The organism is Arthrobacter sp. RCC_34 (assembly GCF_041360795.1).
Taxonomy (GTDB): domain Bacteria; phylum Actinomycetota; class Actinomycetes; order Actinomycetales; family Micrococcaceae; genus Arthrobacter_E.
The window spans coordinates 335,036-358,970 of sequence record NZ_JBFUPW010000002.1 but is presented as its reverse complement, the minus strand read 5'-3'; the positions used below and the strand labels follow the sequence as shown (position 1 = coordinate 358,970).

The following is a 23,935-nucleotide window of genomic DNA, read 5'->3' as shown; positions in this document are numbered from 1 at the left end:
GTGGGCGTTGCATCCCCGAGAAAGTGCAAGGTCAACGGCGGCGCTGTGTCGTCAGGCCGGGGATCACGTCGAGCTCGGGGGCGTGGCGGCGGACGGACCTCTGCCAGAGCACGACGACGACGAATCCAGCACAGGCGAGCAGGAACCCGTTGACGAAACCGAGTGGTCCCCAGGACGCGCCGTAGAGCCCCATGCTCACCACATAGGCGAGCCGGTTGAACTTCCGTGGTGCGGTCATAGTCGCCATGCTACGACCGGCGCACGTGGGCGCGGCACCCCTTGGGGCCAGAGTTCCAGGTTGACCTTGCAGTTTCTCGGGGCTGGAGGCCTGCAAGCCCGAGAAAGTGCAAGGTCAACGGCGAAGTGAAGTCCCGTGGTCCTTCGACGAAGGTCGACCCTCGCGGCGGTGCTGATCGATCCCGTAGGCTCAGGGGTCGTGGACCACTACAGAACTCACCCGAGTCGGGTAACAGCCTGGGATGGTGGGGCGCTTCTGCCCTGGCCGGAGGCCCTGACCGCGACGGGAACTGTATGGTTCTTCCAGCCCGGCCAGGATGGCGATGCCGATTCCTGGGAGGGACTGAATGGCCGGATCGAAGGAGACGGGAGTGCCACCGTCCTGGGCGTACCGGCGTATGTGTATGACCTCAATCTGGGAGACCGGGTCTCCGTCGTAGAGAACGGAGATGCTTCCTGGGTCGCCACAGGACGTGTGCATGATGCGGGTAACGACACGTATCGGTTTTTCCTGTGCAACGCGGAGGACGAATCGATGTGGCGCCCTCTGTCGGAGGAGTTCGCACAGCGGGGATGCCTTGTGGACGTGCTCACGCCGCGCCTCGTTGCCCTGTCGTCTGGGCGGAGTGACTCTCAAGCGGTTGCTGATCGATTGGCTTTCCTTGAAGCGCAAGGTGTTCTCGTCTACGAAACGGGACGTACGCGCCGCACGAATCCGGGCTGAAACGGGGGCACAAAGTACCGAGCTCGCGAGGAAAGCCTGCGGGGCCGCCGTTGACCTTGCAGTTTCTCGGGGCTGGAGGCCTGGAAGCCCGAGAAAGTGCAAGGTCAACGGCGCGGGCCGGTCATCGCACTCGGCCCGGCCCAGTTATCGCGTCCGGATCCCGTCCAGGAGCAGCGACAGCACCTGGTTCGCCAGCCGCCCCGCGCCGTCTTTCGGCACTGCGCCGGCGTTCTGCACAGCGCCGTCGTTCAACCCAGCGTCGTCGTTCAACCCCGCGCCCTCGCCGCGCTCCGGGCGGTACCACTCGCGCACCGAGTTGATCATGCCGAAGACGAGGCGCGCCGTCGTCTTGGCGTCGACGTCGGAGCGGACGCCGCCCTGGTCGATCGCCTCCTGGACCACGGCGGCCACCGCGTGGTTGTACGTCCTCCGCTGTTCCAGTGCCCAGCGCTCCGTCTCGGTGTTGCCGTGCACGTTCAGGAGGAGCGTCACATAGGGGAGGCGCTCCGTCAGGATCTCGATGTTGCGGCGGATCAGGAAGCGCAGCCGGTCGATCGCCGGGCCGGTGGTGGCCTCCGGCTCGGCGATCGTGGCCATGAGCGGTTCGAGCGCTCTCTCGAGGCCGAGCCGGAGCAGCTGTTCCTTGCTCTCGATGTGGTGATAGATCGAGGACTTGGAGAGCCCGGACGCCTGGGAGAGGTGCTGGAAACTCGTGCCGTCGTAGCCGCGTTCCGTGAAGACCCGCACCGCCACGTCCAGGAGCCGGTCCAGGGTGTAGGGCTCGCGAGCCGCCGGTTTCCTCTCCGCCGTCCTCTCCTCGAGGGCCCTCTCCTCGAGGGTGTCCTGGGTGCGCATCGGATCATCTTCCCACGGCGCCGCGTCAGCCGGCGGCGGGCGTGAGTTCCTTCGCCACGAGCGTCAGCACATCGTACGTGGCCACGTTCTCGCCGTCCTGATTCCGCACCACGGCGTCCCAGCGCACCTCGCCGTAATCGGCGGAGTTGCGCGGCGTGATTTGCTTGACGGTGAGGTCCACGGCGATGGAATCCCCGGCCTTGACCGGCGTCAGGAACCGCAGGTGGTCCACGCCGAAGTTGGCCAGCACGGGGCCCGGGTTCGGCTCCACGAAGAGTCCCGCGGCCAGCGACACCACCAGGTACCCGTGTGCCACGATCCCGCCGAACAGGGGGTTGGCCGCCGCGGCCTCCGGATCGGTGTGAGCGTAGAAGGTGTCGCCCGTGAACTCGGCGAAGTGGTCGATGTCCTCGAGCGTCACGGTGCGGGGCGCCGAGCTGATGCCGTCCCCGATCTTCAGCTCCGCGAGGCTCTTCCGGAACGGGTGCACCTCGCCCACCTCGCGCCGGGAACCGGTGGTCCAGCGCCCGGTGATGGCGGTGATCATGTCGGGCGAGCCCTGGATGGCGGTGCGCTGCATGTGGTGCAGGACGCCGCGGATGCCACCGAGCTCCTCGCCGCCGCCCGCGCGACCCGGACCGCCGTGGACCAGCACCGGCAGGGGGCTGCCGTGCCCCGTCGACTCGCCGGCGTCGTCGCGGTCCAGCACCAGCACGCGGCCGTGCCACGGCGCGAGGCCCAGCGTGACTTCGCGGGCGATCCGCGGATCGTGCGTCACGAGTGACGCCGCCAGGCTGCCCTTGCCACGCGCTGCCAGGGCGATCGCCTCCTCCGTGGTCCGGTACGTCAGCACCGTGCTCACGGGACCGAAGGGCTCGACGTCGTGCGGCTCGCTCGCGCCCTCGCGCGCCTTCAGGAGGACGGGGGAGAGGAAGGCACCGGCCTCGGCGTCGGCGCCGACGGTGTCCACCCGGTCCGGATCGCCGAACACGACGTCGGCCCCGCGGCGCAGCTCGTCGATCGCCTTCCGGACCTCGTCGCGCTGTTCGCGGCTGGCCAGGGCGCCCATGCGCACGGACTCGTCGGCCGGGTCGCCCACCACGGTCTTCGCCAGGCGGCCGCTGAGCGCCTGGATGACGGCGTCCGCCAGGTGCTCGGGCACGATCGCCCGGCGGATCGCGGTGCACTTCTGGCCCGCCTTGACGGTCATCTCCGCCACGACGCCCTTGATGAAGAGGTCAAATTCGGGGTCCTCGGGCGTGACGTCCAGGCCCAGGATGGAGCAGTTCAGGGAATCGGCCTCCACGCCGAGGCGCACGCCGCGTTCCAGCACGGCGCGATGGCGGCGCAGGAGGTCCGCGGTGGACGCGGAGCCGGTGAAGTCCACGGAGTCCTGCTCGCCGAGGTGATCGAGAAGGTCGCCCGCGGAGCCGCTGACCAGTTGGAGCGACCCATCGGGCAGGATGCCGGATTCGATGATCCGGCGCACGACGGCCTCGGTCAGGTAGGAGGTCTGGCTGGCCGGCTTCACGATGCTCGGCAGTCCGGCCAGGAACGCGGGGGCGAGCTTTTCGAGCATGCCCCAGACGGGGAAGTTGAACGCGTTGATCTGGACCGCGACGCCGGTCCGCGACGTGTAGAGGTGCTGGCCCACGAAGGTGCCGTTGCGGCTCAGGGGCTCCACGCCGCCGTCGAGCATCACGGTGTCATTGGGCAGCTCGCGGCGGCCCTTGCTCGCGTAGGAGAAGAGGGTGCCGATTCCGCCGTCGATGTCCACGTAGGAGTCGCGTTTCGTGGCTCCGGTGCGGAAGGAGAGGGCATAGAACTCGTCCTTGAGCCCGCCGAGGTGCAGGGCCAGCTCCTTGAGGAGGAGGGCCCGTTCGTGGAAGGTCAGGCGCCGCACGGCCGGTCCGCCGACGTCGCGCGCGTGGCGCACCATCGCGGCGTAGTCGAGGCCCGTGGTGGACACCCGTGCCACTTCCTCCCCGGTGACCGCGTCCAGCAGCGGCTTCCCGGCGTCGTCGGCGCGGAACCAGTGTCCTGCGGCGTAGCTCTCCAGCAATGGGCTCATGGGAGGTCCTCTCGTGATCCGGCGATGCTCTCGACGTGCCCTCGCCCCGCCCTTCCGGGACCATTGCGCAAGGGGTGTGTCCTGTGCCACAGTAGTACAGAATGTTCGGTCAGTAAATAGAGCGAACCCTCCAGGAGGTGCCATGTCATCCGCAGTCGCCGAGCCGCAGCTTGAGGCGGAATTCGAAGCCATCGTGGGCCATAAGGACCGGATCGAACCCCGGGACTGGATGCCCGACGCGTACCGGAAGACCCTGATCCGTCAGGTCGCCCAGCACGCCCATTCGGAGATCATCGGCATGCAGCCGGAGGGGAACTGGATCGGACGCGCGCCGTCCCTGCGCCGCAAGGCGATCCTGCTGGCCAAGGTCCAGGACGAGGCGGGCCACGGGCTGTACCTCTACTCCGCCGCCGAGACCCTGGGCATCTCCCGCGACGAGCTGACCGAGTTGCTGATCTCCGGCAAGCAGAAGTACTCGTCGATCTTCAACTACCCGACGCTCTCCTACACCGATGTGGGGACGATCGGCTGGCTCGTGGACGGGGCCGCCATCTGCAATCAGGTGCCGCTCTGCCGGACGTCCTTCGGGCCCTACGGCCGCGCGATGATCCGCATCTGCAAGGAGGAGTCCTTCCACCAGCGTCAGGGCTACGAGCTTCTCATGACCATGATGCGCGGCACCGAGGAACAGCGGGCCATGGTCCAGGAGTCCGTGAACCGGTTCTGGTGGCCGGCGCTCATGATGTTCGGCCCGCCCGACGACGCGTCCCCCAACACGGCGCAGTCCATGGCCTGGGGCATCAAGACCCACACCAATGACGAACTCCGCCAGAAGTTCGTGGACATGTCCGTCCCGCAGGCCGAGGCGCTCGGCGTGACCTTCCCGGACCCGGAGCTGCGTTGGAACGAGGAACGCGGGCACTACGACTTCGGCCAGCCCGACTGGGACGAGTTCTGGTCCGTGGTCAAGGGCGACGGGCCCTGCAACGCCCAGCGCCTGGCCCACCGCAAGCGGGCCTGGGACGACGGCGCCTGGGTGCGGGAGGCCGCCCTGGCGTTCGCCGCCAAGGAAGCCGACGGAGCCCTTGAGACCGACGGAGCCCAGGAGGCACAGCGATGACCGAGCAGATCCGCGCCGAATGGCCGCTCTACGAGGTGTTCATCCGCGGCAAGCGCGGCCTGAACCACGTCCACGTCGGCTCCGTGCACGCCCCGGACGGTCAGATGGCCCTGCGCCACGCGCGGGACGTCTACACCCGCCGCAACGAAGGCGTGAGCATCTGGGTGGTGCCCTCCGCGGACATCATCGCCTCCAGCCCGGAGGAGAAGGACCCGCTCTTCGCCCCGAGCGGTGACAAGGCCTACCGGCACCCCACTTTCTACGACATCCCGGACAACGTCCCCCACATGTGAGGGGAGGAGGACAGCTCATGAGCGAAGTGCACATCCAGCCCGAAGGCGAGCATGACAACGCCTACGCCGGTCTCCTGGTCAACGATTCCCACTGGGCGTTCGGGACCGACTTCGAGGACCCGCTCGCCGGTGTCGACACCACGGTGCCGGACGGCGTGGACCCCGCGGAACTCGCGGCATACTGCCTCATGCTCGGCGACGACGCCCTCGTCTTCTCCCAGCGGCTCTCCGAGTGGTGCAGCAACGCCCCGGATCTGGAGGAGGACATCGCCCTGGCCAACTTCGCGCTGGATCTCCTCGGCCAGTCCCGGCTGCTGCTGGCCCGGGCCGCTGCCGCGGACCCCGACGGGGTGCCCGGTCTGCCGGAGGGTTCGCCGGTGCCGGATGAGGACCGGCTGGCGTACTTCCGCGACGACCAGCAGTTCCGCAACGTCCGGCTCGCGGAGCTTCCCACGGATGACTTCGCGGAGATCATCGTCCGCGTGCTGCTCTTCGCCACCTGGCGGCTGGCCCTCTTCGAGCGCCTGAGCCGCAGCCGCGACGCCGTGCTGGCCGCCGTCGCCGCCAAGGGTGTCAAGGAACTCAGCTACCACCGGGACTACGTGGGCCGCTGGTTCCTGGTCCTCGCCCAGGGCACGGACGAGTCCCGGAGCCGGCTGCTCGCCGCGCTCCAGGGCCTCTGGCCGTTCACCGGCGAACTGTTCACTCCGCACGCCGTGGAGCGGTCGCTCGCCGCGGCGGGAACCGGCGTCGATCCCTCCGAGGTCGAGGCCGAGGTGATGGGGGTCCTGGAGCACGTCTTCGACGCGGCCCGGGTGCCGGTCCCGCAGAGCGGTTCGCTGGCCGGGGTTCAGGGCCGTCTCGGCCGCGACGGGATGCACACCGAGGCGCTCAGCAGGATGCTCGCCGAGATGCAGGTGGTGGCGCGCGCCCACCCGGAGGGACGCTGGTGATCGCCGTGGACACCCTCGAACGGGCCTGGGCGGCTGCCGCCCGCGTGGTGGACCCCGAGCTGCCCATGCTCACGCTGATCGACCTGGGCGTCCTGAGGGACATCGCGGTGGACGACGACGGCGCCGTGGTCGCCGCGATCACCCCCACCTACTCGGGGTGCCCGGCCATGGCCGCCATGCGGGACGATCTGCTGCGCGAGTTCCAGGACGCCGGCTTGGCGGACGCCCGGGTGCGGGTGGCCCTCGAACCGGCGTGGACCACGGACTGGATCACCCCCGAAGGCCGCACGGCACTCGCCGCCGCCGGGATCTCGCCCCCGGGGACCGCGCCGCGCCGCAGCGGACCCGTGACCATCAGCCTTCTGCCCACCCGCCGCGCGGTGCACTGCCCGCAGTGCGGGAGCGCCGACGTCGAGCTCAGCTCCGAGTTCGGCTCCACGGCCTGCAAGGCCATGTACCGCTGCCGGGCCTGCCTGGAGCCCTTCGACCACGTGAAGGAGATCTGACATGACGCTCATCGCCGACCCGGACACCGGGAGCCGCACTGCCTTCCGTCCGCTCACGGTCTCCTCGGTCGAAGCGCTCACGGACGATTCCGCGGCCGTCACGTTCGCCGTGCCGGAGGAGTTGCGGGAGCTGTTCGCCTTCGACGCCGGCCAGTCCCTGACGCTCCGCCGGGTGATCGACGGAGTCGAGCACCGTCGGACCTATTCGATCTGCTCTCCGGCCGGCGCCGCGCCCCGGATCGGCGTGCGGGAGATCCCGGACGGGCTGTTCTCATCGTGGCTCGTGCGCCAGGTGCGCCCCGGCGACACCGTCGAGGTGCAGCCCCCGAGCGGGAGCTTCCGGGCCGATCCGCTGCTCGCCGGGAGACACCTCTGCATCGCGGCGGGGTCCGGGATCACCCCGATGCTGTCCATCGCGGCCACGATCCTCACCCACCCGGACTCCGAGGTCACCCTGCTCTACGGCAACCGGACCACCAACTCCGTGATGTTCGCCGAGGAGCTCTCCGACCTGAAGGACGCCCATCCGAGGCAGCTGGATCTCATCCACATCCTGTCCCGGGAGCCGCGGGATGTGGAGCTGTTCTCCGGACGGCTCGACGCCGAACGCCTCCGCCGGCTCCTCAGCGTGCTGGTGCCGGTGCAGGACATGGACCACGTGTGGCTGTGCGGGCCGTTCGCGATGCTCACCGAGGCCCGGGAGGTGCTCGAAGAACTCGGGGTGCCCCGGGAGCGGATCCACTTCGAACTGTTCTACGTGGACGAGCCGCCGCCCCAGCTCCGGCACGCCGACCGTGTGGCCGAGGGTGTCACGAGTGAGGTGACCGTCGTCCTTGACGGACGCACCACCACGACCGCGATGCAGCGCGACATGTCCGTGCTGGACTCGGCGCAGCTGGTCCGGACCGATCTGCCGTTCGCGTGCAAGGGCGGGGTCTGCGGGACCTGCCGCGCCAAGCTCTGCGGGGGAGAGGTGGACATGGTCCGTAACTACGCACTGGAGCCCGCCGAGATCGCGGCCGGCTTCGTCCTCACCTGCCAGAGCTACCCGGTGAGCGAGGAGCTCACCGTGGACTTCGACGCCTGAGGCGCCCACGCCGCCCCGGCCCCCTGAACCCGCCACAGCAAACGCCCGCCCCAGCAAACACCCGGAACACGACAGGAGCACGATGAACGAGGTCTTCCTTCTCGACGGGGTCCGCACCCCGATCGGCCGGTACGGCGGATCGCTGGCCGGTCACCGGCCGGACGATCTCGCCGCGCTGACGGTGCGCACCGCCGTCGAGCGAAGCGGGGTGGATCCGGAGGCCATCGACGAGGTCATCCTGGGCGCCGCGAACCAGGCCGGCGAGGACAACCGGAATGTCGCCCGCATGGCCGTGCTGCTCGCGGGACTTCCGGACAGCATCCCCGGCTTCACGGTCAACAGGCTGTGCGCCTCCGGGATGACGGCGATCACCACGGCGCGTCAGATGATCGCCGCGGGGGACGCCGACGTCGTCGTGGCCGGCGGGGTGGAGTCCATGACCCGCGCGCCGTGGGTCACTGGGAAGCCGTCCCGGGCGTGGGCGAAGCCCGGGGAGAGCTGGGACACCTCGATCGGCTGGCGTTTCACCAACCCGCGCTTCGACGCGGACACCACCCTCTCGATGCCGCAGACGGCCGAGCGGGTCGCCGAGCGCTGGGGCCTGGGCCGCGAGGAGCTGGACGCGTTCGCGCTCCGCTCTCACGAACGGGCGCTCGCCGCCCAGCGGGACGGTCTCTTCGCGCGGGAGATCGTGCCGGTGGGGGACTTCGCGCAGGATGAGGGCCCACGTGCCGACACGACCGCGGAGAAGCTCGCGGCGCTGAGGCCCCTCCACGGCCCGGGCGGCGTGATCACGGCCGGGAACTCCAGCTCCCTGAACGACGGCGCGGCCGCCCTGGTGCTCGTCAGCGAACGGTTCGCGCTCGCCCAGGGCCTGACGCCACGGGCCCGCGTCGTGGGCGGCGCCAATGCCGGGGTCGCCCCGGACATCATGGGCATCGGCCCGGTCCCCGCCAGCCGCAAGGTCCTCGACCGTGCCGGGTGGAGCGTGGATGACCTGGACGCGGTCGAGCTGAACGAGGCGTTCGCCTCCCAGTCGCTCGCCTGCATCCGGGAGCTGGGCCTGGACGAGGCGACGGTCAACGCCTGGGGCGGCGCCATCGCTTTGGGGCATCCGCTGGGCTGCTCCGGCGCGCGGATCGCCCTGACGCTGCTCAGCCGTCTGGAGCACGACGGCGGCCGCCGCGGCCTCGCTGCCATGTGCGTCGGCGTCGGCCAGGGTTCCGCGCTGCTGCTGGAGCGGGCATGACCGCGCCGCGGACGGATGGTCCGCTGCTGATCGAGGAGCGGGAGGACCGCGTCCTGATCCGTCTCAACCGGCCCGAGGTCCGCAACGCGATCGACCAGTCGATGGTGGACGCCCTGCACGAGGCCTGCGCCCTGCTGGAACGGGAGCCGCGCGTCACGCTCCTCATCGGTTCCGGGGGCACCTTCGCGGCCGGGGCGGACATCGCCCAGCTGCGGGAACGGCGGCTCACCGATGCCCTGGCCGGCATCAATTCCGGGATCTTCGACCGCATCCACCGCCTGCCGATGCCGACCATCGCCCTGCTCGACGGGTACGCGCTGGGAGGCGGCGCCGAACTGGCCTACGCCTGCGATTTCCGGATCGGCACGCCCACCGTGAAGATCGGCAACCCGGAGCCGGGCCTCGGCATCCTGGCGGCCGCGGGTGGGGCGTGGCGGCTGCGGGAACTCGTCGGCGAGCCGCTGGCCAAGGAGGTCCTCCTGGCCGGGCGCATCCTGAGCGGTGAGGAGGCCCGCGAGGTCCGGCTGCTGAACGAGCTGGCGGAGCCGGAGGACCTGGAGGCCGCGGGACATCTCCTGGCCGACCGGATCGCCCGGCAGGCGCCGCTGGCGGTGCGGCTGAGCAAGGCCGCCTTCCACGCGCCGCGCGAGGCGCACCCTCTGATCGACAATGTGGCGCAGGCGGTCCTGTTCGAGACCCAGGAGAAGCAGGACCGGATGACCGCGTTCCTGAACCGACGCAAGGAGAAGGAATGAGCACGGTTCCCGAGACAGTGGGCGTCTATGGCGGAGGCCGGATGGGCGGGGGGATCGCCCACGCCTTCGCGCTCGCGGGCGCCGCGGTGACGGTCGTGGAGAACGACGACGCCTCCGCCTCCTCCGCGCGCGAGCGGATCGCCGCGTCCCTCGCCAAGTCGGCGGAGAAAGGCGCGGAGGCCACCGGTTCCGTCGCCGTGGTCACCGATCCTGCGGCCCTGTCCGGCTGCCGCCTGGTGGTCGAAGCCGTGCCGGAGCTGGCAGACCTCAAGAAAGCGGTTCTCGCGAGGATCGAAGACGCGGCGCCGGATGCCGTGATCGGCAGCAACACCAGCTCCTTGTCCATCACCGCGCTCGCTGCGACGCTCAAGGATCCGTCCCGGCTGATCGGACTGCACTTCTTCAACCCCGTGCCGGTCAGCGATCTGGTCGAGGTGGTCGTGGGCGAGCAGACCCCGCAGGCCCTGGTCGAGGAGGCCCGCGGCTGGGTGGCCGGCCTCGGCAAGACCGCCATCACCGTGCAGGACGCTCCTGGCTTCGCGAGCAGCCGCCTCGGCGTGGCCCTCGCCCTCGAGGCGATGCGCATGCTCGAGGAGGGCGTGGCCAGTGCCGAGGACATCGACACCGCCATGACCCTCGGCTACCGCCATCCGGTGGGACCGCTGAAGACCACCGACATCGTGGGGCTGGACGTGCGGCTCAACATCGCCGAGCACCTCGAACGGGAACTCGGGCCACGGTTCGCCCCGCCGCAGGTGCTGCGGGCCAAGGTGGCGGCCGGGGAACTGGGACGCAAGACTGGACAGGGGTTCTACTCATGGTGACGCTCCTGGACGACCAGCGGCTGGCGCGCGCCTGCGCGGACGCCATGTGGAGCACCGATCAGGCCAGCAAGGGCCTCGGCATGACCCTGGAACGGGTGGAGCCCGGACGCGCAGTCCTTTCCATGACGGTCCGCGCGGGCATGGTCAACGGGCACGGCATCTGTCACGGCGGGTTCATCTCGACCCTGGCGGACAGCACCTTCGCGTTCTCGTGCAACACCCGCAACGTGGTGACGGTGGCCGCCGGTTTCGAGATCGACTTCCTCGAGTCCGCACACCTCGGAGACGTGCTGCGGGCCGACGGCCGGGAGGTCGTCCTGCGCGGGCGTTCCGGGATCTACGACGTCACCGTGCGACGCGGGGACACCGTCGTCGCCTTGTTCCGTGGCCGCAGCCGGTCGCTCGGCCGTCCCATCCTCGAGGAGACCCCATGACCACCGGACCCGTGCGGATCGAGCGGGAGGGCGGCGTCGCCGTCGTGACCCTGAACGTTCCGGAGAAGCGCAATGCGCTCACCGTGGAGCTCAAGACGGCCCTGCGCGACGCCCTCGCCGCGGTGGCGGACGACGGCGGGGTGCGGGCCGTCGTGCTCGCGGCCGAGGGGCCCGCGTTCTCCGTCGGGCAGGACCTGGCCGAGCACGCCGTCGCGCTCCGCGGGGGAGGCGACGCCGCGTTCGCCACGGTCCGGGAGCACTATTCTCCGATCATCCGCTCACTCCTGACCATGCCGAAGCCTGTCATCGCCGCCATCGCCGGGACGTGCGTCGGAGCGGGACTGGGGCTCACGCTGGCCGCGGACTACCGGGTGTTCGCGGCCGGGGTGAAGCTCGGCACCGCGTTCACTGGGATCGGGCTGACGTTCGACTCCGGGCTGTCCTTCACCCTGCCCCGCGCCGTCGGCGACGCCCGGACCCGCGAACTCATGCTCTTCCCCCGGGTCTTCACCGCCGAGGAGGGCATCTCCTGGGGCATCGCGGGGGAGACGGTCGACGCCGCGGACAGGCAGGGCACGGTGCTGGACAAGGCCCGCGAACTCGCCGCGGCCCTCGCCGCCGGGCCCACGCTGGCGTTCGCCGAGACGAAACGGCTCCTCCTGGGCAGCTCCGGAATCGAACTCGACGCCGCACTGGACGCCGAAGCCGCGGCCCAGGCCCGCTGCGGGTCGACGCGCGACCACGCAGGAGCCGTGGCGGCCTTCCTTGCGCGGGAGCGGCCCGTTTTCAGCGGCGAATGACGGGAATGAGCAGGAGCCTGAAGGGGCCGTGGCAGTGTTCAGGGACAGTTCTCAGCGCGGCCGCAGCCCGTCGAGGGCGATGGCGATGACTTCGCGGCCCAGCTGTTCCGGCTCGATGCTCCCGCCCGGCCGGTACCACTCGGCGACCGAATTGACCATGCCGAAGATGAGGCGGGTGGCGATCCCGGCGTCGAGGTCGGCCCGCAGCTGCCCGTCGGACTGCGCCTCCCGGACCAGCGCGGTGACGCGGGCGTCGAAGGCGCGGCGCCGTTCGAGAGCCGCGAGTTCCACGGGGCTGTTCCCGCGCAGCCGCAGGAGCAGTGTCACCTGGGGCTGCTGGCGGGTGAGGGTCAGCACGGCGGCCCGGATCAGCAGGTTCAGGGATTCCGCGGCGGACCCGCCCCGGCGTGCCGCGTCCTCCAGATCGGCTTCGAGCCCGGTGAGCGCGTCCTCCAGAGCGAGGCTCAGGAGCTGCTCCTTGGAGTCGAAGTGGTGATAGAGCGCCGACTTGGAGAGACCCAGACGCTGCGCGAGATCCGCGACGGAGGTGGCGTCATAGCCCTGCTCATTGAAGAGCTCGACGGCGATGCGCAGCACCTGAGCCCGGTCGTATCCCGGGCGTCCGCGGCGGGGAGTGGCCTCGGCTGTCATAGTGTCTCCTCGAAGGGTGCGGGGCCACGGCGTGTGCGGCGTGAACGACCGGTCGGTAGGTCTTTGAAATCTAGCAGCCCGGGGGACGGGCGTGAGGAAGGCAGTGCAGCATGAGCGTGGACGAGAGGCATGAGCCGTGGACCATTCACCTGGGGGAGCTGGATGAGAAGCTCGGGATCCGGGTGCTCGAACAGTCGGCGGACCGCGTGGTGACCACCATGCCGGTCGCGGGCAACACGCAGTCCCTGGGCCGGCTGCACGGCGGCGCGAGTGCGGCGCTCGCGGAGGCCACCGGATCCTGGGCCGGGATGATCCATGCGAGTCTCCGGGGCAAGGTCTGCGTGGGCGTGGACCTGAACATCACGCACCATCGTGGCGCCCGCGACGGCGAGATCGTCGCCACCGCCACCCCGCTGCACGCCGGCTCACGGATCGCGACGTACCAGGTGGTGATCGCGGATGGCGAAGGCCGGCTGCTCGCGACGGCCCGGATCACGAACATGCTGATGGACCCGAAGGATCACTGAGCGGTCGCGCCGTCGTCGCTCTCGGGCACGTCACGCCGTCGCACTCGCAGCCCCGGTTCCGCCGACAGTCGCGTGAGGCCGTTCCACGCGAGGTTCACGATGTGCGCGGCGACCTCGTCCTTGCCCGGTGCCGCGGGAGTGCCCGGCCCGGCCTCCGCGGTGCGGGCGTCCAGCCACCACTGCCCCGTCGAGGCCACCATGCCCACGAGCATCTGCGCATAGAGCGCGGCGTCGCGCTCGGCATAACCGCGCTGGGCGAACTCGGCGGCGAGGATGTGGGTCACGCGCCGGGTGACGGCGCCGAGGATCGTGGAATAGCTCGCGGTGGAATCCGTCGAGTCCGATGGTGGCGCGTCCCGGACCAGGATCCGGAACCCCTGCGTGTGTCCCTCGATGTAACCGAGGAGGGCCAGCGCCGCGCGCTCGAGCAGGATGCGGGCCGGCGCCGGTTCGGCCAGGGCCTCCGTGATGTCCCGCAGCAGCGCGGCGGACTCCTCCTCGACGACGGCGGCGTAGAGCCGCTCTTTCGCGCCGAAGTGTTCGTAGACCACAGGCTTGGAGACTCCGGCGGCCGCCGCGATCTCCTCGATGCTGGTGCCGCCGAGGCCCTTCTCAGAGAACAGCGCGCGGGCCACCGACGTCAGCTGCGCGCGCCGCTCGACCGCGGCCATCCGGGTGCGCCGGGGACCCGTCCGTCCACTGGTCGTCACCGGCACCCGTTTCTCCCCGAAGTCACCGCTCCATCATGCCTTACCCGGTTCGTCTGCGCGCCGTGTGGCGCACGCCGCACGGTCCCGGTGACGGGCCCTGCCCGGCTTCCGGACGGCCTGCGCTCAGCTCGCACCTCGGCTTTCCGCGTGGCAGAATGGACTTTTGTGTCCGGCCTTGGCCCCGGCCTTTCCGGCACGGTCCGCTCTGGTGTAACGGCAGCACCCAGGCCTTTGGAGCCTTGGAGTATAGGTTCGAATCCTATGGGCGGAACGGCATCCCACGGCGTGAGCCCGGCGGATGACTGACCAGCCCGGTCGCCAGTCCGGGCGCATCCTGACACCGCGAGTCAGAATCGCAGATGAGGAGTTCCATCCGTGAGCAATGCCGAGAACCGCGCCGCCGCAGTCATCGTCCTGGCGGCTGGCGCCGGCACCCGGATGAAGTCCCGCACCCCCAAGATCCTGCACCGCATCGGCGGAAAGTCCATGGTGGGCCACGCCCTCGACGCCGCCTGGGGGATCGACCCCGAACGTCTGGCCGTCCTGGTCCGCCACCAGCGCGACCTCGTGGCCGGCCACATCGCCGAGATCGCCCCGGACGCCCTGATCGTGGACCAGGACGAGGTCCCGGGCACCGGCCGCGCCGTCGAGCAGGGCCTGGCGGCGCTGGACGCCACGGGCGCGGTGGAGGGCACCGTGATCGTCACCTATGGTGACGTCCCCCTGCTGACCTCCGCCATGCTCGGCGAACTCCTCGCCGCTCACCAGGAGCAGGACAACGCCGTCACGGTGCTGACCACCGTGCTGGACGACGCTGCCGGCTATGGCCGCATCCTGCGCGCCGAGGACGGCTCCGTGCTGGGCATCCGCGAGCACAAGGACGCCAGCGACGAGGAACGGGCCATCCGCGAGATCAACTCCGGCATCTACGCCTTCGACGCCGCCGTGCTGCGGGAGGCTCTCGGCGAGGTCACCACGGACAACGCCCAGGGCGAGAAGTACTTGACGGACGTGCTGGCCATCGCCCGCTCCCGCGGGGGCCGCGTGGCCGCCGTCGTGACCGAGGACCGCTGGCAGGTGGAGGGCGCCAACGACCGCGTCCAGCTCGCCGCTCTCGGCGCGGAGCTGAACCGCCGAACGGTCGAGGCCTGGATGCGCGCCGGTGTGACCGTGGTCGACCCCAGCACCACCTGGATCGACGGCACCGTCGAGCTGGAGGAGGACGTCACCCTCCTGCCCAACACGCAGCTGCACGGCGGCACCCGGGTGGCGCGCGACGCCGTCGTCGGCCCGGACTCCACGCTCACCGACGTGATCATCGGCGAAGGCGCCAAGGTCACCCGCACGCACGGCTCCGGCTCGGAGATCAAGGCCGGCTCCTCGGTCGGCCCGTTCACCTACCTCCGCCCCGGCACGGTCCTGGGGGAGAAGGGCAAGATCGGCGCGTTCTACGAGACCAAGAACGTGACCATCGGCGCCGGCTCCAAGCTGTCCCACCTCGGCTACGCCGGGGACGCGGAGATCGGCGAGGACACCAACATCGGCTGCGGCAACATCACCGCCAACTACGACGGCGAGAAGAAGCACCGCACGGTGATCGGCTCGGGCGTCCGGACCGGATCCAACACGGTCTTCGTGGCTCCCGTCACCGTCGGGGACGGCGCCTACTCGGGAGCCGGCGCGGTCATCCGCAAGGACGTCCCGGCCGGCGCCCTCGCCATCAACGCCTCACCCCAGCGCAATGCCCAGGAATGGGTGATCGCCAACCGGCCCGGTAGCATTTCCGCGCAACTTGCGCAGGCCGCCGTGGACGCACAGACTTCCACCCAGAGCGACCCCACAACAGAAGGCGAATAATCATGTCCGCAATCACCGCGCACGGCGAGAAGAAACTGGTCCTGGCGAGCGGACGGGCCCACCCGGAGCTGGCACAGGAGATCGCCAGCGAGCTCGGCACCTCCCTTCTTCCCGTGGACGCCTATGACTTCGCCAACGGCGAGCTGTACGTCCGCCCGGCCGAGAGCGTGCGCGGCACGGACGCCTTCGTGATCCAGTCGCACCCGGCTCCCATGAACAACTGGCTCATGGAGCAGCTGATCCTCATCGATTCGCTCAAGCGCGCCTCCGCCAAGCGCATCACCGTGGTGTCCCCGTTCTACCCCTACGCCCGCCAGGACAAGAAGGGCCGTGGCCGCGAGCCCATCTCCGCCCGTCTGGTGGCCGACCTCTACAAGACCGCCGGCGCGGACCGCATCATGAGCGTTGACCTGCACACGAGCCAGATCCAGGGCTTCTTCGATGGACCCGTGGACCACCTCATGGCCATCCCGCTCCTGGCCGACTACATCCGCACCAAGGTCGAGGCCGACAACATCACGGTCGTCTCCCCGGACACCGGCCGTGTGCGCGTCGCCGAGCAGTGGGCCGAGCGCCTGGGCGGCGCCCCGCTGGCCTTCGTGCACAAGAGCCGCGACCTCACCGTCCCGAACCAGGCCGTCTCCAAGACCGTGGTGGGCCAGGTCGAGGGCCGCACCTGCGTCCTGATCGACGACATGATCGACACCGGTGGAACCATCTCCGGCGCCGTCCAGGTGCTGAAGAACGCCGGCGCCAAGGACGTCATCATCGCGTGCACCCACGCCGTGCTGTCCGAGCCGGCCTCCCAGCGTCTCGCCGAGTCCGGCGCCCGCGAAGTCGTGGTGACCAACACCCTGCCGATCCCGGCCGAGAAGCGCTTCCCGAACCTCACGGTGCTGTCCATCGCTCCGCTGATCGCCCGCGCCATCCGCGAAGTGTTCGACGACGGCTCGGTCACCAGCCTCTTCGACGGCAAGGCCTGATCTTCACCTCATCGGCGTCCGGACCCACGGATTCGTCGTAGACCCACGGACATTTCCGGGGGTCTGCGACGAATCCGTGGGTCCGTTCGTTTTCCGGCTGAGACCACACTCCTGATAAGCTGGACCGTCACCTTGGCGAGGGAACCGATTCTCCGGTTCCGTGATCGACTGGGTCCTGGGCTCCCAAGCCGGCCTCACGGCCGCCGGGTGGCCGGACTTGTCCCGCCGCCCATCAGGCCCGGCCTGTCCTCCCCGGAGGAACGCCGTCGGCCGACTACTGAGAGGAGCCTCAGATGTCTGAGACCAAGCTCGATACCGAACTGCGCACCGAATTCGGCAAGGGCTACGCCCGCCGCGCCCGCGCCGCCGGCAAGATCCCCGCCGTCATCTACGGTCACGGCGCAGAGCCCGTGCACGTCAACCTGCCGGGCCGCGAGACCACCCTCGCCGTCCGCACCCCGAACGCCCTGCTGAACCTCGTGATCGACGGTGCCGAGCACCTGACCATCGTCAAGGACATCCAGCGCGACCCGATCAAGCAGATCATCGAGCACATGGACCTGCTGACCGTGAAGAAGGGCGAGAAGGTCGCCGTGGACGTTCACGTTCACGTCACCGGTGAAGCCGCTCCGGGCGTCGTCGCCAACCAGGAAGCCAGCACCGTCTCCGTCGAGGCCGAGGCCACCCACGTGCCGAACGCCATCGAGTTCGACATCGAAGGCCGCGAGGCCGGCGCGCACGTCCACGCCTCCGACCTGGTGCTGCCGAAGGGCTCCCTCCTGCTGAGCGACCCGGAGACTCTGGTCGTCAACCTCTCCGAGGCCACCGTCTCGGAGACCGAGGACGAGGCTGCCGCTGAGGAAGCCGCTCCCGCCGCTGAGTGATCCCCTCCGGCCGATGGCCGGATGATGTTCGCTGAGAAGGGCCGGACCCCACGGGGTCCGGCCCTTCGTGCGTGCCGGGCGCCGACGGCACGTAAAATATTCCGGTGAGCGAAACATGGCTGGTGGTCGGACTGGGCAATCCGGGGGCGCAATATGCGGGCAACCGGCACAATGTGGGCCAGATGGTCCTGGACGAGCTGGCTCAGCGGATGGGCGCGCGCTTCAGCGTCCACAAGAGCCGCGCCCAGCTGGCTGAGGGACGCCTCGGCATCGGTGGCCCGAAGCTCCTGCTCGCCAAACCGATGAGCTACATGAACCTCTCCGGCGGCGCCACCTCCGCCCTGAGCCGTTTCTTCGGCATTGAGCCGGATCACGTGATCGCCGTCCACGATGAGATCGACATCCCCTTCAACACCGTCAAACTGAAGCTCGGCGGTGGAGAGGGCGGGCACAACGGCCTGCGTGACATCAGCAAGGCACTCGCCACCAAGGACTACCTGCGCGTCCGGGTCGGCGTGGGCCGTCCACCGGGCCGCATGGACACCGCGGACTACGTCCTGAAGGATTTCACCGCCACCGAACGCAAGGATCTGCCATTCCTCCTGGACTCCGCCGCGGACGCCGTGGAGGAGCTCGTGGGCTCCGGTCTGGTGGCCGCTCAGCAGAGGTTCCACTCGCCGTCGTAGACACCGGAAATACGGGGCTGAAGTCCCTTCTCCTCCTCCGGGCTCGCTGGTATCGTTCAACGTAACGAGCAGGGGGCATCGTGGTCAGTCGCAGGTCTTCAGGGGGCGACTGCTCATGAGAGGTGTCAAAGGTGAGTACATTCGGTACTGCCCACACGCCAACCTTGGCGTTGTCCGCAGCTCCCTCCACATGGAGGAAAGTCCTCGGCGCGGTCGAGCGGAGGAAATGGTCCGGTGTGGCTCACCGGCGCCTGATCCCCGCGGTGGAGGCCATGATCCAGGACCCCGATCTGCGGGGCATGCTCCTGGAAGGCCCCGAAGGCAGCGGTAAATCCTCTCTCGGGTACGAATTCGCGCGGTCCCGGCCGGACATCCACGTCGTCATCCTCTCCGGCACGCAGGCACTGCGCAGCAAGCCGCTGGGGGTGTTCCTCAAATATCTGGACCGCATCCCGGACAGCACCGAACCTGATGGTTCCGATCGGGTGCCTGCCGAAGTCATCCCGCCGCTGAGCCAGGCCATCGCGGAAGACGCCCGGGGCCGCACGACCCTGCTGTTCGTGGATGACATCCACCGCATCGACAGCGCCTCGCTCTCCGTGATCGTGCACCTGGTGCTCTCCGGACGGAGCAAGCTTCTCGCCACCGCCCCGCGCGGCAAAGAGGTGAACGCGAGCCTCGGCTGGCTCATCCGGGACGGGCTGATCCTCCAGCACCGGATGGCGCCCCTGAACCGGAGCGAATCCCGGCAGCTGATCCTCCAGTCCACCGGGCATCCGATCTCCGAGGCGGCTCTGAGCTCGCTTCTGCAGCACCACGGCCGTTCCGCGCTGACCATGCAGGCGCTGTTCGGCGAACAGGTCGAGCAGCGCCGGATCGAACTCCAGTCGGGACACTGGATCTCCACCCATCCCCTGGCCATCGAACCCCGGGGCCCCGTGGCACGGCTCATGGCGGCGCGCCTCCAGCGCGAGCCCGCAGAGCTTCAGAGGGCCCTGGTCAAGATCGCACTGCTCCACCGGGCGCCGTGGCGGCTGGCCGCCGCGGTGGTCGGGGTGAAGACCCTCGTGGAACTCGAAGAACGTGGGCACCTGCTCGTCGAGACCTCCAGAGACCGGCATGTGAGCCTGAAGGACTATTTCCTGGCCGAGTCCATCAGGGTCGGAAATCACGAGAAGGCCAGTGGGGAGCTGCTCTCCGAGATCAACCTGGCAGCCGGCGGCTCGCTCATGGAGCTGGAGTCCTCCGAGCTCCTGGTGCTGGGACAGTGGCTTCTCGATTCAGGGCAGGAGCTCGACACCGGGCTCCGCCTCGGCATCGCCGATCACGCACTGGCCAACGCACGGCCCCTCCTCACGGTGCGGGTCCTGCGGGACTTCCCGGACGACGACCCGCGGGCCGTGGAGGCCCGCTTCCTCAGGGCCACCGCATACTTCGCCCTGGCCGAAGCCGAGAAGGCGTGGGCGGTGATCGCCCCGATCGATGTGGAGGCCTTCATGGCCACCGCCCCGGGCCCCGAGTCCCTGGCCGTCGCGGCGATGGTCCAGCAGGCGCGCGTGCGGTGCCACCTGGAACTGTTCGGGGACCATCAGGCCGCCTGGAACGAGGTCGCCACGCTCGAAGCGCTCATCAGCCGCGTCGAACAGGAGAACCGCACCGGCTGGACCCGGGCGGCCGGCGACGGGAGTCACCTGAGCGTCGTCGAACGTCTCCTGCTGGCCGGCCTGGAGATCCGTTTCCACAGCGGGGACTTCCGCGCCGTCGGACCCCAACTGGAGGCCTTGTGGGTCTCGCCCGCGAGCAGCGAGGAACTGCGCCTGGTCTGCGGCAGCTTCCTGGTCATGTGCCATGCGGTGATGGGCCGGGAGGACGACGCCGTGCGCCTCTCGGGAGAGGTCGCGGAGCGCCTGCGCAGGGCTCCGCAGGAGTACAAGGTCCGGGAGCTCCACCTTGAGGGCCGCGTGCTCGCCCTGATCTGGAGCGGCCGGTGGGTGGAGTGCGTCGACGAACTCCAGGAACTCCTGGAAGCCAGTGGCCAGGACGCCATGTTCCGCGGCGGCGTCATGGAACTGGGCGTCGGTCTGGCCTACTGTTTCGCGGGGAAGTCCGATCAGTCCATCGAGATCCTCGCGTCCTCGATCGCGCAGCTGGAGGCGGAGCGGCCCAACGGATACCTGTGCGTGGCACTCGCAGCGCTCGCCTTCTCCCAGGCCTCGGCCGGCAACGAGGAGGCCGCCCAGGATCTGCTCCTGCGACTGGGACGGCTCGAAGCGGCGATGAGCTGGACCAACAGGTTCATGACGGGGTTCTTCGTTCAGATGGCCCGCCTCGCGATGAACGACCTCGAGGCGGCACGGACGCTGGTCCGCTCCGGTCTGGAGGACCTTGAGAACGGACGTCTCACGGCGGCGTCGCTCAGCCTGTTCGGCGCCAAGTATTACAACAATCACCGCGAGATCGAGGCGGTCCGGGAGTCCGGGACGCCACGGCAAGGGGCCATGGGCGCCATCACCGCGGGCTGGGCGTCCGCGGTCCTGAACCGTGACCCGCAGCAGGCGCTGCAAGCGGCCACGGCCGCCGAGAAGCTCCAGCTGCAGGCGGTGGAGTACCGGTGCGCCGCCGTCGCGCTGGAGCTGGCGAAGGAGAACGCCAGCAGTGTCTCTGTCGCGTCGGCGCGGGCCCATCTGCAATCGGCCGAGAGCGGCGGGCTCGTGAACAGGACGCTGGTCTCCGTCAGTCACGGCGGCCACCTCACCCACCGGGAACTGCAGGTGGCGCGGCTGGCCGAGCAAGGCCTGGGCAACCGGGACATCGCCCGCCGGATCGGCATCTCGGTCCGCACGGTGGAAGGCCATCTCTATCAAGCCTTCGCCAAACTCGGCGTGACCTCACGACAGCAACTCGACTCCTTGTCCGCCGCCTTGTCGGACACCACCCCCGCAGGACAGCCAGCGCCTGATCATGAATGACATCGCGCGGCCGTTCGGCCGGGGTCCGGAACTGGCAGAGGTGCTCAGGCTCCTGACCTCTGACGAGGTGCCCGCCGTCTTCGTGGCCGCCGCACCCGGCATGGGCGTCACGACCCTGCTGCGCCGGCTCTTCGGAACCCTCTCCGCCACGCGCCCCGTGCTCTCGCTGCACGGCACGCCCGCCCTCACCCTCGTCAACTACGGGGTCCTCGCCGTGCTGCGCGGGATGGACTCGATGGGCGCCCTGTCGCTCAACCCCACTCCCGCCCTCAAGGTGCTCCGGGCGCACTTCCGGGCCCAGCGCCAGGCACTCGGCGGGGACGCGGACGTGCCGCCTCCCGTGGTGGTCGTGGATGAAGCGGATTCCCTCGACCCGGCCAGCAGCGACCTCTTCGCCTCCCTGGTGATGGAAGGCGACATCGCGCTCGTGGCCTCCTACGACGCCCGGCGCCCTCTGGCGGGTCCGCTCAGCGAACTCTGGGGGATGGGCCTGGCCGAGGAGGTGGGACTCGAACCGCTGGACCGCGAACGCACGCGCAGCTACGCCCGGGAGGCTCTGGGCGCTCCGCTGCTGCCGGGTCTGGAGTGGAAGCTCTGGCAGGACTCGGGCGGGAGCCCCATGCTCCTGCATCTGCTGCTGTCCGAGGCGCGCAGCAACGGGGGCATCGCGCTGCGCCGCGATGTGTGGGTGGCCACCGCCAAAGAGCCCTGGTCCGGCGAAGGGCTGCACGCGATCGTCGAGGAACGGCTCGCCAGTCTGAGCCTGCAATCGCATCATGCGCTCAATGCCGTCGCGCTGGGCGGCACGCTCCGGCTCGAGGTGCTCGAGGCCCGCTTCGGCACGGAGGCGCTGCAGACCCTGCTGGACGAAGGGTTCATCCGCTGCGAGGACGGCGACCCCGAACGGGTCCGGATGACCAACCCGGTGTACGGGGAGGTGGTCCGCTCCCTGATCCCACACAGCCTGAGCCGCGCGATCCTGGAGGACCTGGAGAACCTTGAGGGGGACGTGGACGTGCCCCTCGTGCTGCTCCAGCGCACCCGCTGGCTGCTCGACTCCGGGATGGCCGTGCCGCCGGAGCAGCTGCTGCGGGCGGCGACCCTGGCGTGCAAGCACTTCGACGCGGACCTGGCCGAGCGGTTCCTGAGCGCCGTGCCCGCCAGGTCCCACGCCGCGTGGACGGAGGCCGTGAGGGCCCGGCTGGACTTCAACGAGGGCGAGTACCGGGGGATCCGGGAGCGTCTCGCCGCGCCCTGGCTCCTCGCCGATCAGGAGGCCCAGCTGCGGGTGTCCCTCCTGGAGGCGGCCACCTCCATCGCCGCCGGGCTGCCGTCGTCGGGCATCAGCGGGCAGGCGCGGAGACTCCGTGCGCTGGCCGCCGCGGAGGGCGGGGACGACGACGCCGGCGCCACCCGCGCGGCGCTCCTGCGGCGCGCCGAGGTGCTGGAGGCTCTGGCCGCCAACCAGCAGGGCCGTCTGTCCGAACTTGAGAGACTGATCGGATCCCTCCTCGAGGCCACCGCGGGGGATGACTCGCCGCAGGCCCTGATCGACCGCGCCCTGGCCCTGTCCCTCGACGCGGAACGCCTCACGGTCCTGGGCGATTCCGAGGCGGCGCTGCGTCGTGCCGGGGAGGCCTTCGCCCTCCGGCACGACGAGAGCCTCGACGTGTTCTTCCTGCCGGAGACCGTGATCGTCACGGCGCTCATGGTCTCTCTTGCGGCCGGGAGTCCCCAGGCGGCGCTGGAACTCGTGGCGCTGACCCGGATCGACGCGACGGGCGCCGCGATGGCGTTCGGCGGCGGCACGAGCCTGATCACGGGCGCCATTCTCGGGCTGCAGGGGGAGTACGCCGCGAGCCTGGAGCCCTTGCTGGCCGGCCTGGAGAATCTGAAGCTCAACGATCCCCAGCGGCTGCGCGGCTTCTTCGTGGCGCAGGCCTACATGGCGGCGGCCAAGACGGGCCGGGTCGAGCTGGCCCGGGAGCTGCGGGAGAGCTACGAACCCGGCTGCACCTTCTACTACGGCCAGGTCATGTCGTCGCTGATGCTGGCGTGCGGGGACGCGGAGCTCGACCCGGACGGGCCCGGCGCGGCGGCCATGGTCGAAACGGCCGAGGCCATGGCCCGGGAGGGCTTCCTCGGTCTGGCAGCTCCGGCCTGGTCCATGCTGCTGGGTCTCGGGCATCCCGGAGCCCGCGAGCGCCTGGAAGCCATCATCTCCGGGCTCACCGGTCCCTGGGCGGAGGCGATGGCCCGGTTCCTGGAGGCCGCGCAGGTCCCGGACGCCCAGCAGATCCTCGAGGCGGGCCGTTCGCTCGACGTGCGCGGCCACACGGCGCTCGCGCGGTCCCTGTACCGGACGGCGGCGGACACCGCACGGCGGAACGGCGACGGCGTCACCGCCCACCACGCCCGCCAGGCGCTCAGCACGGTGGCCGAGCTGTCCGGTGACGGCGGGATGCCGGACGAACCGGGGGCGCCGCGACTCACGGGACGTGAGCAGGAGATCGCCAGGCTGGCGCGGGACGGGCACTCGGATGAGACGATCGCCGCGCTCCTGCACCTCTCCGTCCGGACGGTCGGCGGTCATCTCAGCCGCGCGTACCGGAAGCTCGGCGTCTCGTCACGGCGCCAGCTGGCGGACGTCTTCAAAGACTGACCGGTCGCCCTGGGGCGGACCCCCGCTGGGTCCGAACCGCCCCGGCCCCGTTCCGAACCGCCCCGAACCATGCGCTCCCCGCGGTGTACCTGAGTAGT

At 70.0% G+C, this 23,935-nt stretch carries 23 protein-coding genes and 1 tRNA gene; 19 read left to right on the top strand and 5 right to left on the bottom strand.

Annotated elements, in window-relative coordinates:
• Positions 1-31: 31 nt before the first annotated feature.
• Complete coding sequence (locus AB6732_RS10350; protein ID WP_370959881.1) at positions 32-238, bottom strand: hypothetical protein; 207 nt, start codon at positions 236-238, stop codon at positions 32-34.
• 198 nt (positions 239-436) lie between these two features.
• On the opposite strand from AB6732_RS10350, the gene AB6732_RS10345 reads away from it, so the two are divergent.
• Positions 437-961 carry a DUF4265 domain-containing protein gene (locus AB6732_RS10345; RefSeq protein WP_370959880.1) on the top strand — a complete coding sequence of 175 codons (525 nt, stop codon included), beginning with the start codon at positions 437-439 and terminating at the stop codon, positions 959-961.
• A gap of 144 nt (positions 962-1,105) precedes the next feature.
• Here the strand turns inward: AB6732_RS10345 and AB6732_RS10340 are convergent, their stop codons facing one another.
• Positions 1,106-1,816 (bottom strand): TetR/AcrR family transcriptional regulator, encoded by a 711-nt coding sequence (locus AB6732_RS10340; RefSeq protein ID WP_370959879.1) that lies wholly within the window; start codon positions 1,814-1,816, stop codon positions 1,106-1,108.
• 25 nt (positions 1,817-1,841) lie between these two features.
• Positions 1,842-3,887, bottom strand: a complete 2,046-nt coding sequence (gene paaZ / locus AB6732_RS10335) for a phenylacetic acid degradation bifunctional protein PaaZ (protein ID WP_370959878.1) — start codon at positions 3,885-3,887, stop codon at positions 1,842-1,844.
• A 142-nt stretch (positions 3,888-4,029) separates the two neighbouring features.
• On the opposite strand from paaZ, the gene paaA reads away from it, so the two are divergent.
• The 10 genes from paaA to AB6732_RS10285 all read left to right on the top strand — a co-directional run bounded on the left by paaA (position 4,030) and on the right by AB6732_RS10285 (position 11,908).
• Positions 4,030-5,007, top strand: a complete 978-nt coding sequence (gene paaA, locus AB6732_RS10330) for a 1,2-phenylacetyl-CoA epoxidase subunit PaaA (protein ID WP_370959877.1) — start codon at positions 4,030-4,032, stop codon at positions 5,005-5,007.
• Positions 5,004-5,300, top strand: coding sequence for a 1,2-phenylacetyl-CoA epoxidase subunit PaaB (paaB, locus tag AB6732_RS10325; protein ID WP_066216764.1), 297 nt, complete (start codon positions 5,004-5,006; stop codon positions 5,298-5,300). Before paaA ends, paaB begins: the two co-directional genes overlap by 4 nt.
• A gap of 17 nt (positions 5,301-5,317) precedes the next feature.
• Positions 5,318-6,253 (top strand): 1,2-phenylacetyl-CoA epoxidase subunit PaaC, encoded by a 936-nt coding sequence (gene paaC / locus AB6732_RS10320; RefSeq protein ID WP_370959876.1) that lies wholly within the window; start codon positions 5,318-5,320, stop codon positions 6,251-6,253.
• The gene (paaD, locus tag AB6732_RS10315; protein WP_370959875.1) at positions 6,250-6,759 is read left to right on the top strand and encodes a 1,2-phenylacetyl-CoA epoxidase subunit PaaD; all 510 of its coding nucleotides are present in this window, start codon (positions 6,250-6,252) and stop codon (positions 6,757-6,759) included. The genes paaC and paaD overlap by 4 nt, the downstream gene beginning before the upstream one ends.
• A 1-nt stretch (position 6,760) precedes the next feature.
• Positions 6,761-7,846, top strand: a complete 1,086-nt coding sequence (gene paaE / locus AB6732_RS10310; RefSeq protein ID WP_370959874.1) for a 1,2-phenylacetyl-CoA epoxidase subunit PaaE — start codon at positions 6,761-6,763, stop codon at positions 7,844-7,846.
• 82 nt (positions 7,847-7,928) lie between these two features.
• Complete coding sequence (locus AB6732_RS10305; RefSeq protein ID WP_370959873.1) at positions 7,929-9,095, top strand: acetyl-CoA C-acyltransferase; 1,167 nt, start codon at positions 7,929-7,931, stop codon at positions 9,093-9,095.
• A complete protein-coding gene (locus AB6732_RS10300) occupies positions 9,092-9,850 on the top strand; it encodes an enoyl-CoA hydratase/isomerase family protein (RefSeq protein ID WP_370959872.1) in 759 nt (252 codons plus the stop codon). The genes AB6732_RS10305 and AB6732_RS10300 overlap by 4 nt, the downstream gene beginning before the upstream one ends.
• A complete protein-coding gene (locus AB6732_RS10295; protein WP_370959871.1) occupies positions 9,847-10,674 on the top strand; it encodes a 3-hydroxyacyl-CoA dehydrogenase family protein in 828 nt (275 codons plus the stop codon). Before AB6732_RS10300 ends, AB6732_RS10295 begins: the two co-directional genes overlap by 4 nt.
• A complete protein-coding gene (gene paaI / locus AB6732_RS10290; RefSeq protein WP_370959870.1) occupies positions 10,668-11,108 on the top strand; it encodes a hydroxyphenylacetyl-CoA thioesterase PaaI in 441 nt (146 codons plus the stop codon). Before AB6732_RS10295 ends, paaI begins: the two co-directional genes overlap by 7 nt.
• On the top strand, positions 11,105-11,908 hold the full coding sequence (locus AB6732_RS10285; protein WP_370959869.1) for an enoyl-CoA hydratase/isomerase family protein: 804 nt from the start codon (positions 11,105-11,107) through the stop codon (positions 11,906-11,908). The genes paaI and AB6732_RS10285 overlap by 4 nt, the downstream gene beginning before the upstream one ends.
• Positions 11,909-11,959: 51 nt before the next feature.
• On the opposite strand, the gene AB6732_RS10280 is transcribed toward AB6732_RS10285, so the two are convergent.
• A complete protein-coding gene (locus AB6732_RS10280) occupies positions 11,960-12,559 on the bottom strand; it encodes a TetR/AcrR family transcriptional regulator (protein ID WP_370959868.1) in 600 nt (199 codons plus the stop codon).
• Between the two features lie 110 nt (positions 12,560-12,669).
• Here AB6732_RS10280 and AB6732_RS10275 point away from each other — a divergent pair, with 110 nt between their 5' ends.
• Complete coding sequence (locus AB6732_RS10275) at positions 12,670-13,086, top strand: PaaI family thioesterase (RefSeq protein ID WP_370959867.1); 417 nt, start codon at positions 12,670-12,672, stop codon at positions 13,084-13,086.
• Here the strand turns inward: AB6732_RS10275 and AB6732_RS10270 are convergent.
• Positions 13,080-13,796: a TetR/AcrR family transcriptional regulator gene (locus AB6732_RS10270; RefSeq protein WP_370959866.1), complete on the bottom strand. Its 717-nt coding sequence runs from the start codon at positions 13,794-13,796 to the stop codon at positions 13,080-13,082. The two genes, AB6732_RS10275 and AB6732_RS10270, sit on opposite strands and share 7 nt — an antisense overlap.
• Positions 13,797-13,995: 199 nt before the next feature.
• Between AB6732_RS10270 and AB6732_RS10265 the strand changes: the two genes are divergently transcribed.
• The 7 genes from AB6732_RS10265 (at position 13,996) to AB6732_RS10235 (ending at position 23,837) form a co-directional block, all read left to right on the top strand.
• A tRNA-Gln gene (locus AB6732_RS10265) sits at positions 13,996-14,067 on the top strand.
• A gap of 104 nt (positions 14,068-14,171) precedes the next feature.
• Complete coding sequence (glmU, locus tag AB6732_RS10260) at positions 14,172-15,653, top strand: bifunctional UDP-N-acetylglucosamine diphosphorylase/glucosamine-1-phosphate N-acetyltransferase GlmU (protein WP_370959865.1); 1,482 nt, start codon at positions 14,172-14,174, stop codon at positions 15,651-15,653.
• 2 nt (positions 15,654-15,655) lie between these two features.
• On the top strand, positions 15,656-16,636 hold the full coding sequence (locus AB6732_RS10255; RefSeq protein WP_066216800.1) for a ribose-phosphate diphosphokinase: 981 nt from the start codon (positions 15,656-15,658) through the stop codon (positions 16,634-16,636).
• 293 nt (positions 16,637-16,929) lie between these two features.
• On the top strand, positions 16,930-17,520 hold the full coding sequence (locus AB6732_RS10250) for a 50S ribosomal protein L25/general stress protein Ctc (RefSeq protein ID WP_370959864.1): 591 nt from the start codon (positions 16,930-16,932) through the stop codon (positions 17,518-17,520).
• 104 nt (positions 17,521-17,624) lie between these two features.
• Positions 17,625-18,206, top strand: a complete 582-nt coding sequence (pth, locus tag AB6732_RS10245; protein ID WP_066216807.1) for an aminoacyl-tRNA hydrolase — start codon at positions 17,625-17,627, stop codon at positions 18,204-18,206.
• A gap of 236 nt (positions 18,207-18,442) precedes the next feature.
• The gene (locus AB6732_RS10240; RefSeq protein ID WP_370959863.1) at positions 18,443-21,175 is read left to right on the top strand and encodes a LuxR C-terminal-related transcriptional regulator; all 2,733 of its coding nucleotides are present in this window, start codon (positions 18,443-18,445) and stop codon (positions 21,173-21,175) included.
• Positions 21,168-23,837 (top strand): LuxR C-terminal-related transcriptional regulator, encoded by a 2,670-nt coding sequence (locus AB6732_RS10235; RefSeq protein ID WP_370959862.1) that lies wholly within the window; start codon positions 21,168-21,170, stop codon positions 23,835-23,837. The genes AB6732_RS10240 and AB6732_RS10235 overlap by 8 nt, the downstream gene beginning before the upstream one ends.
• The last annotated feature ends 98 nt before the right edge of the window (positions 23,838-23,935 follow it).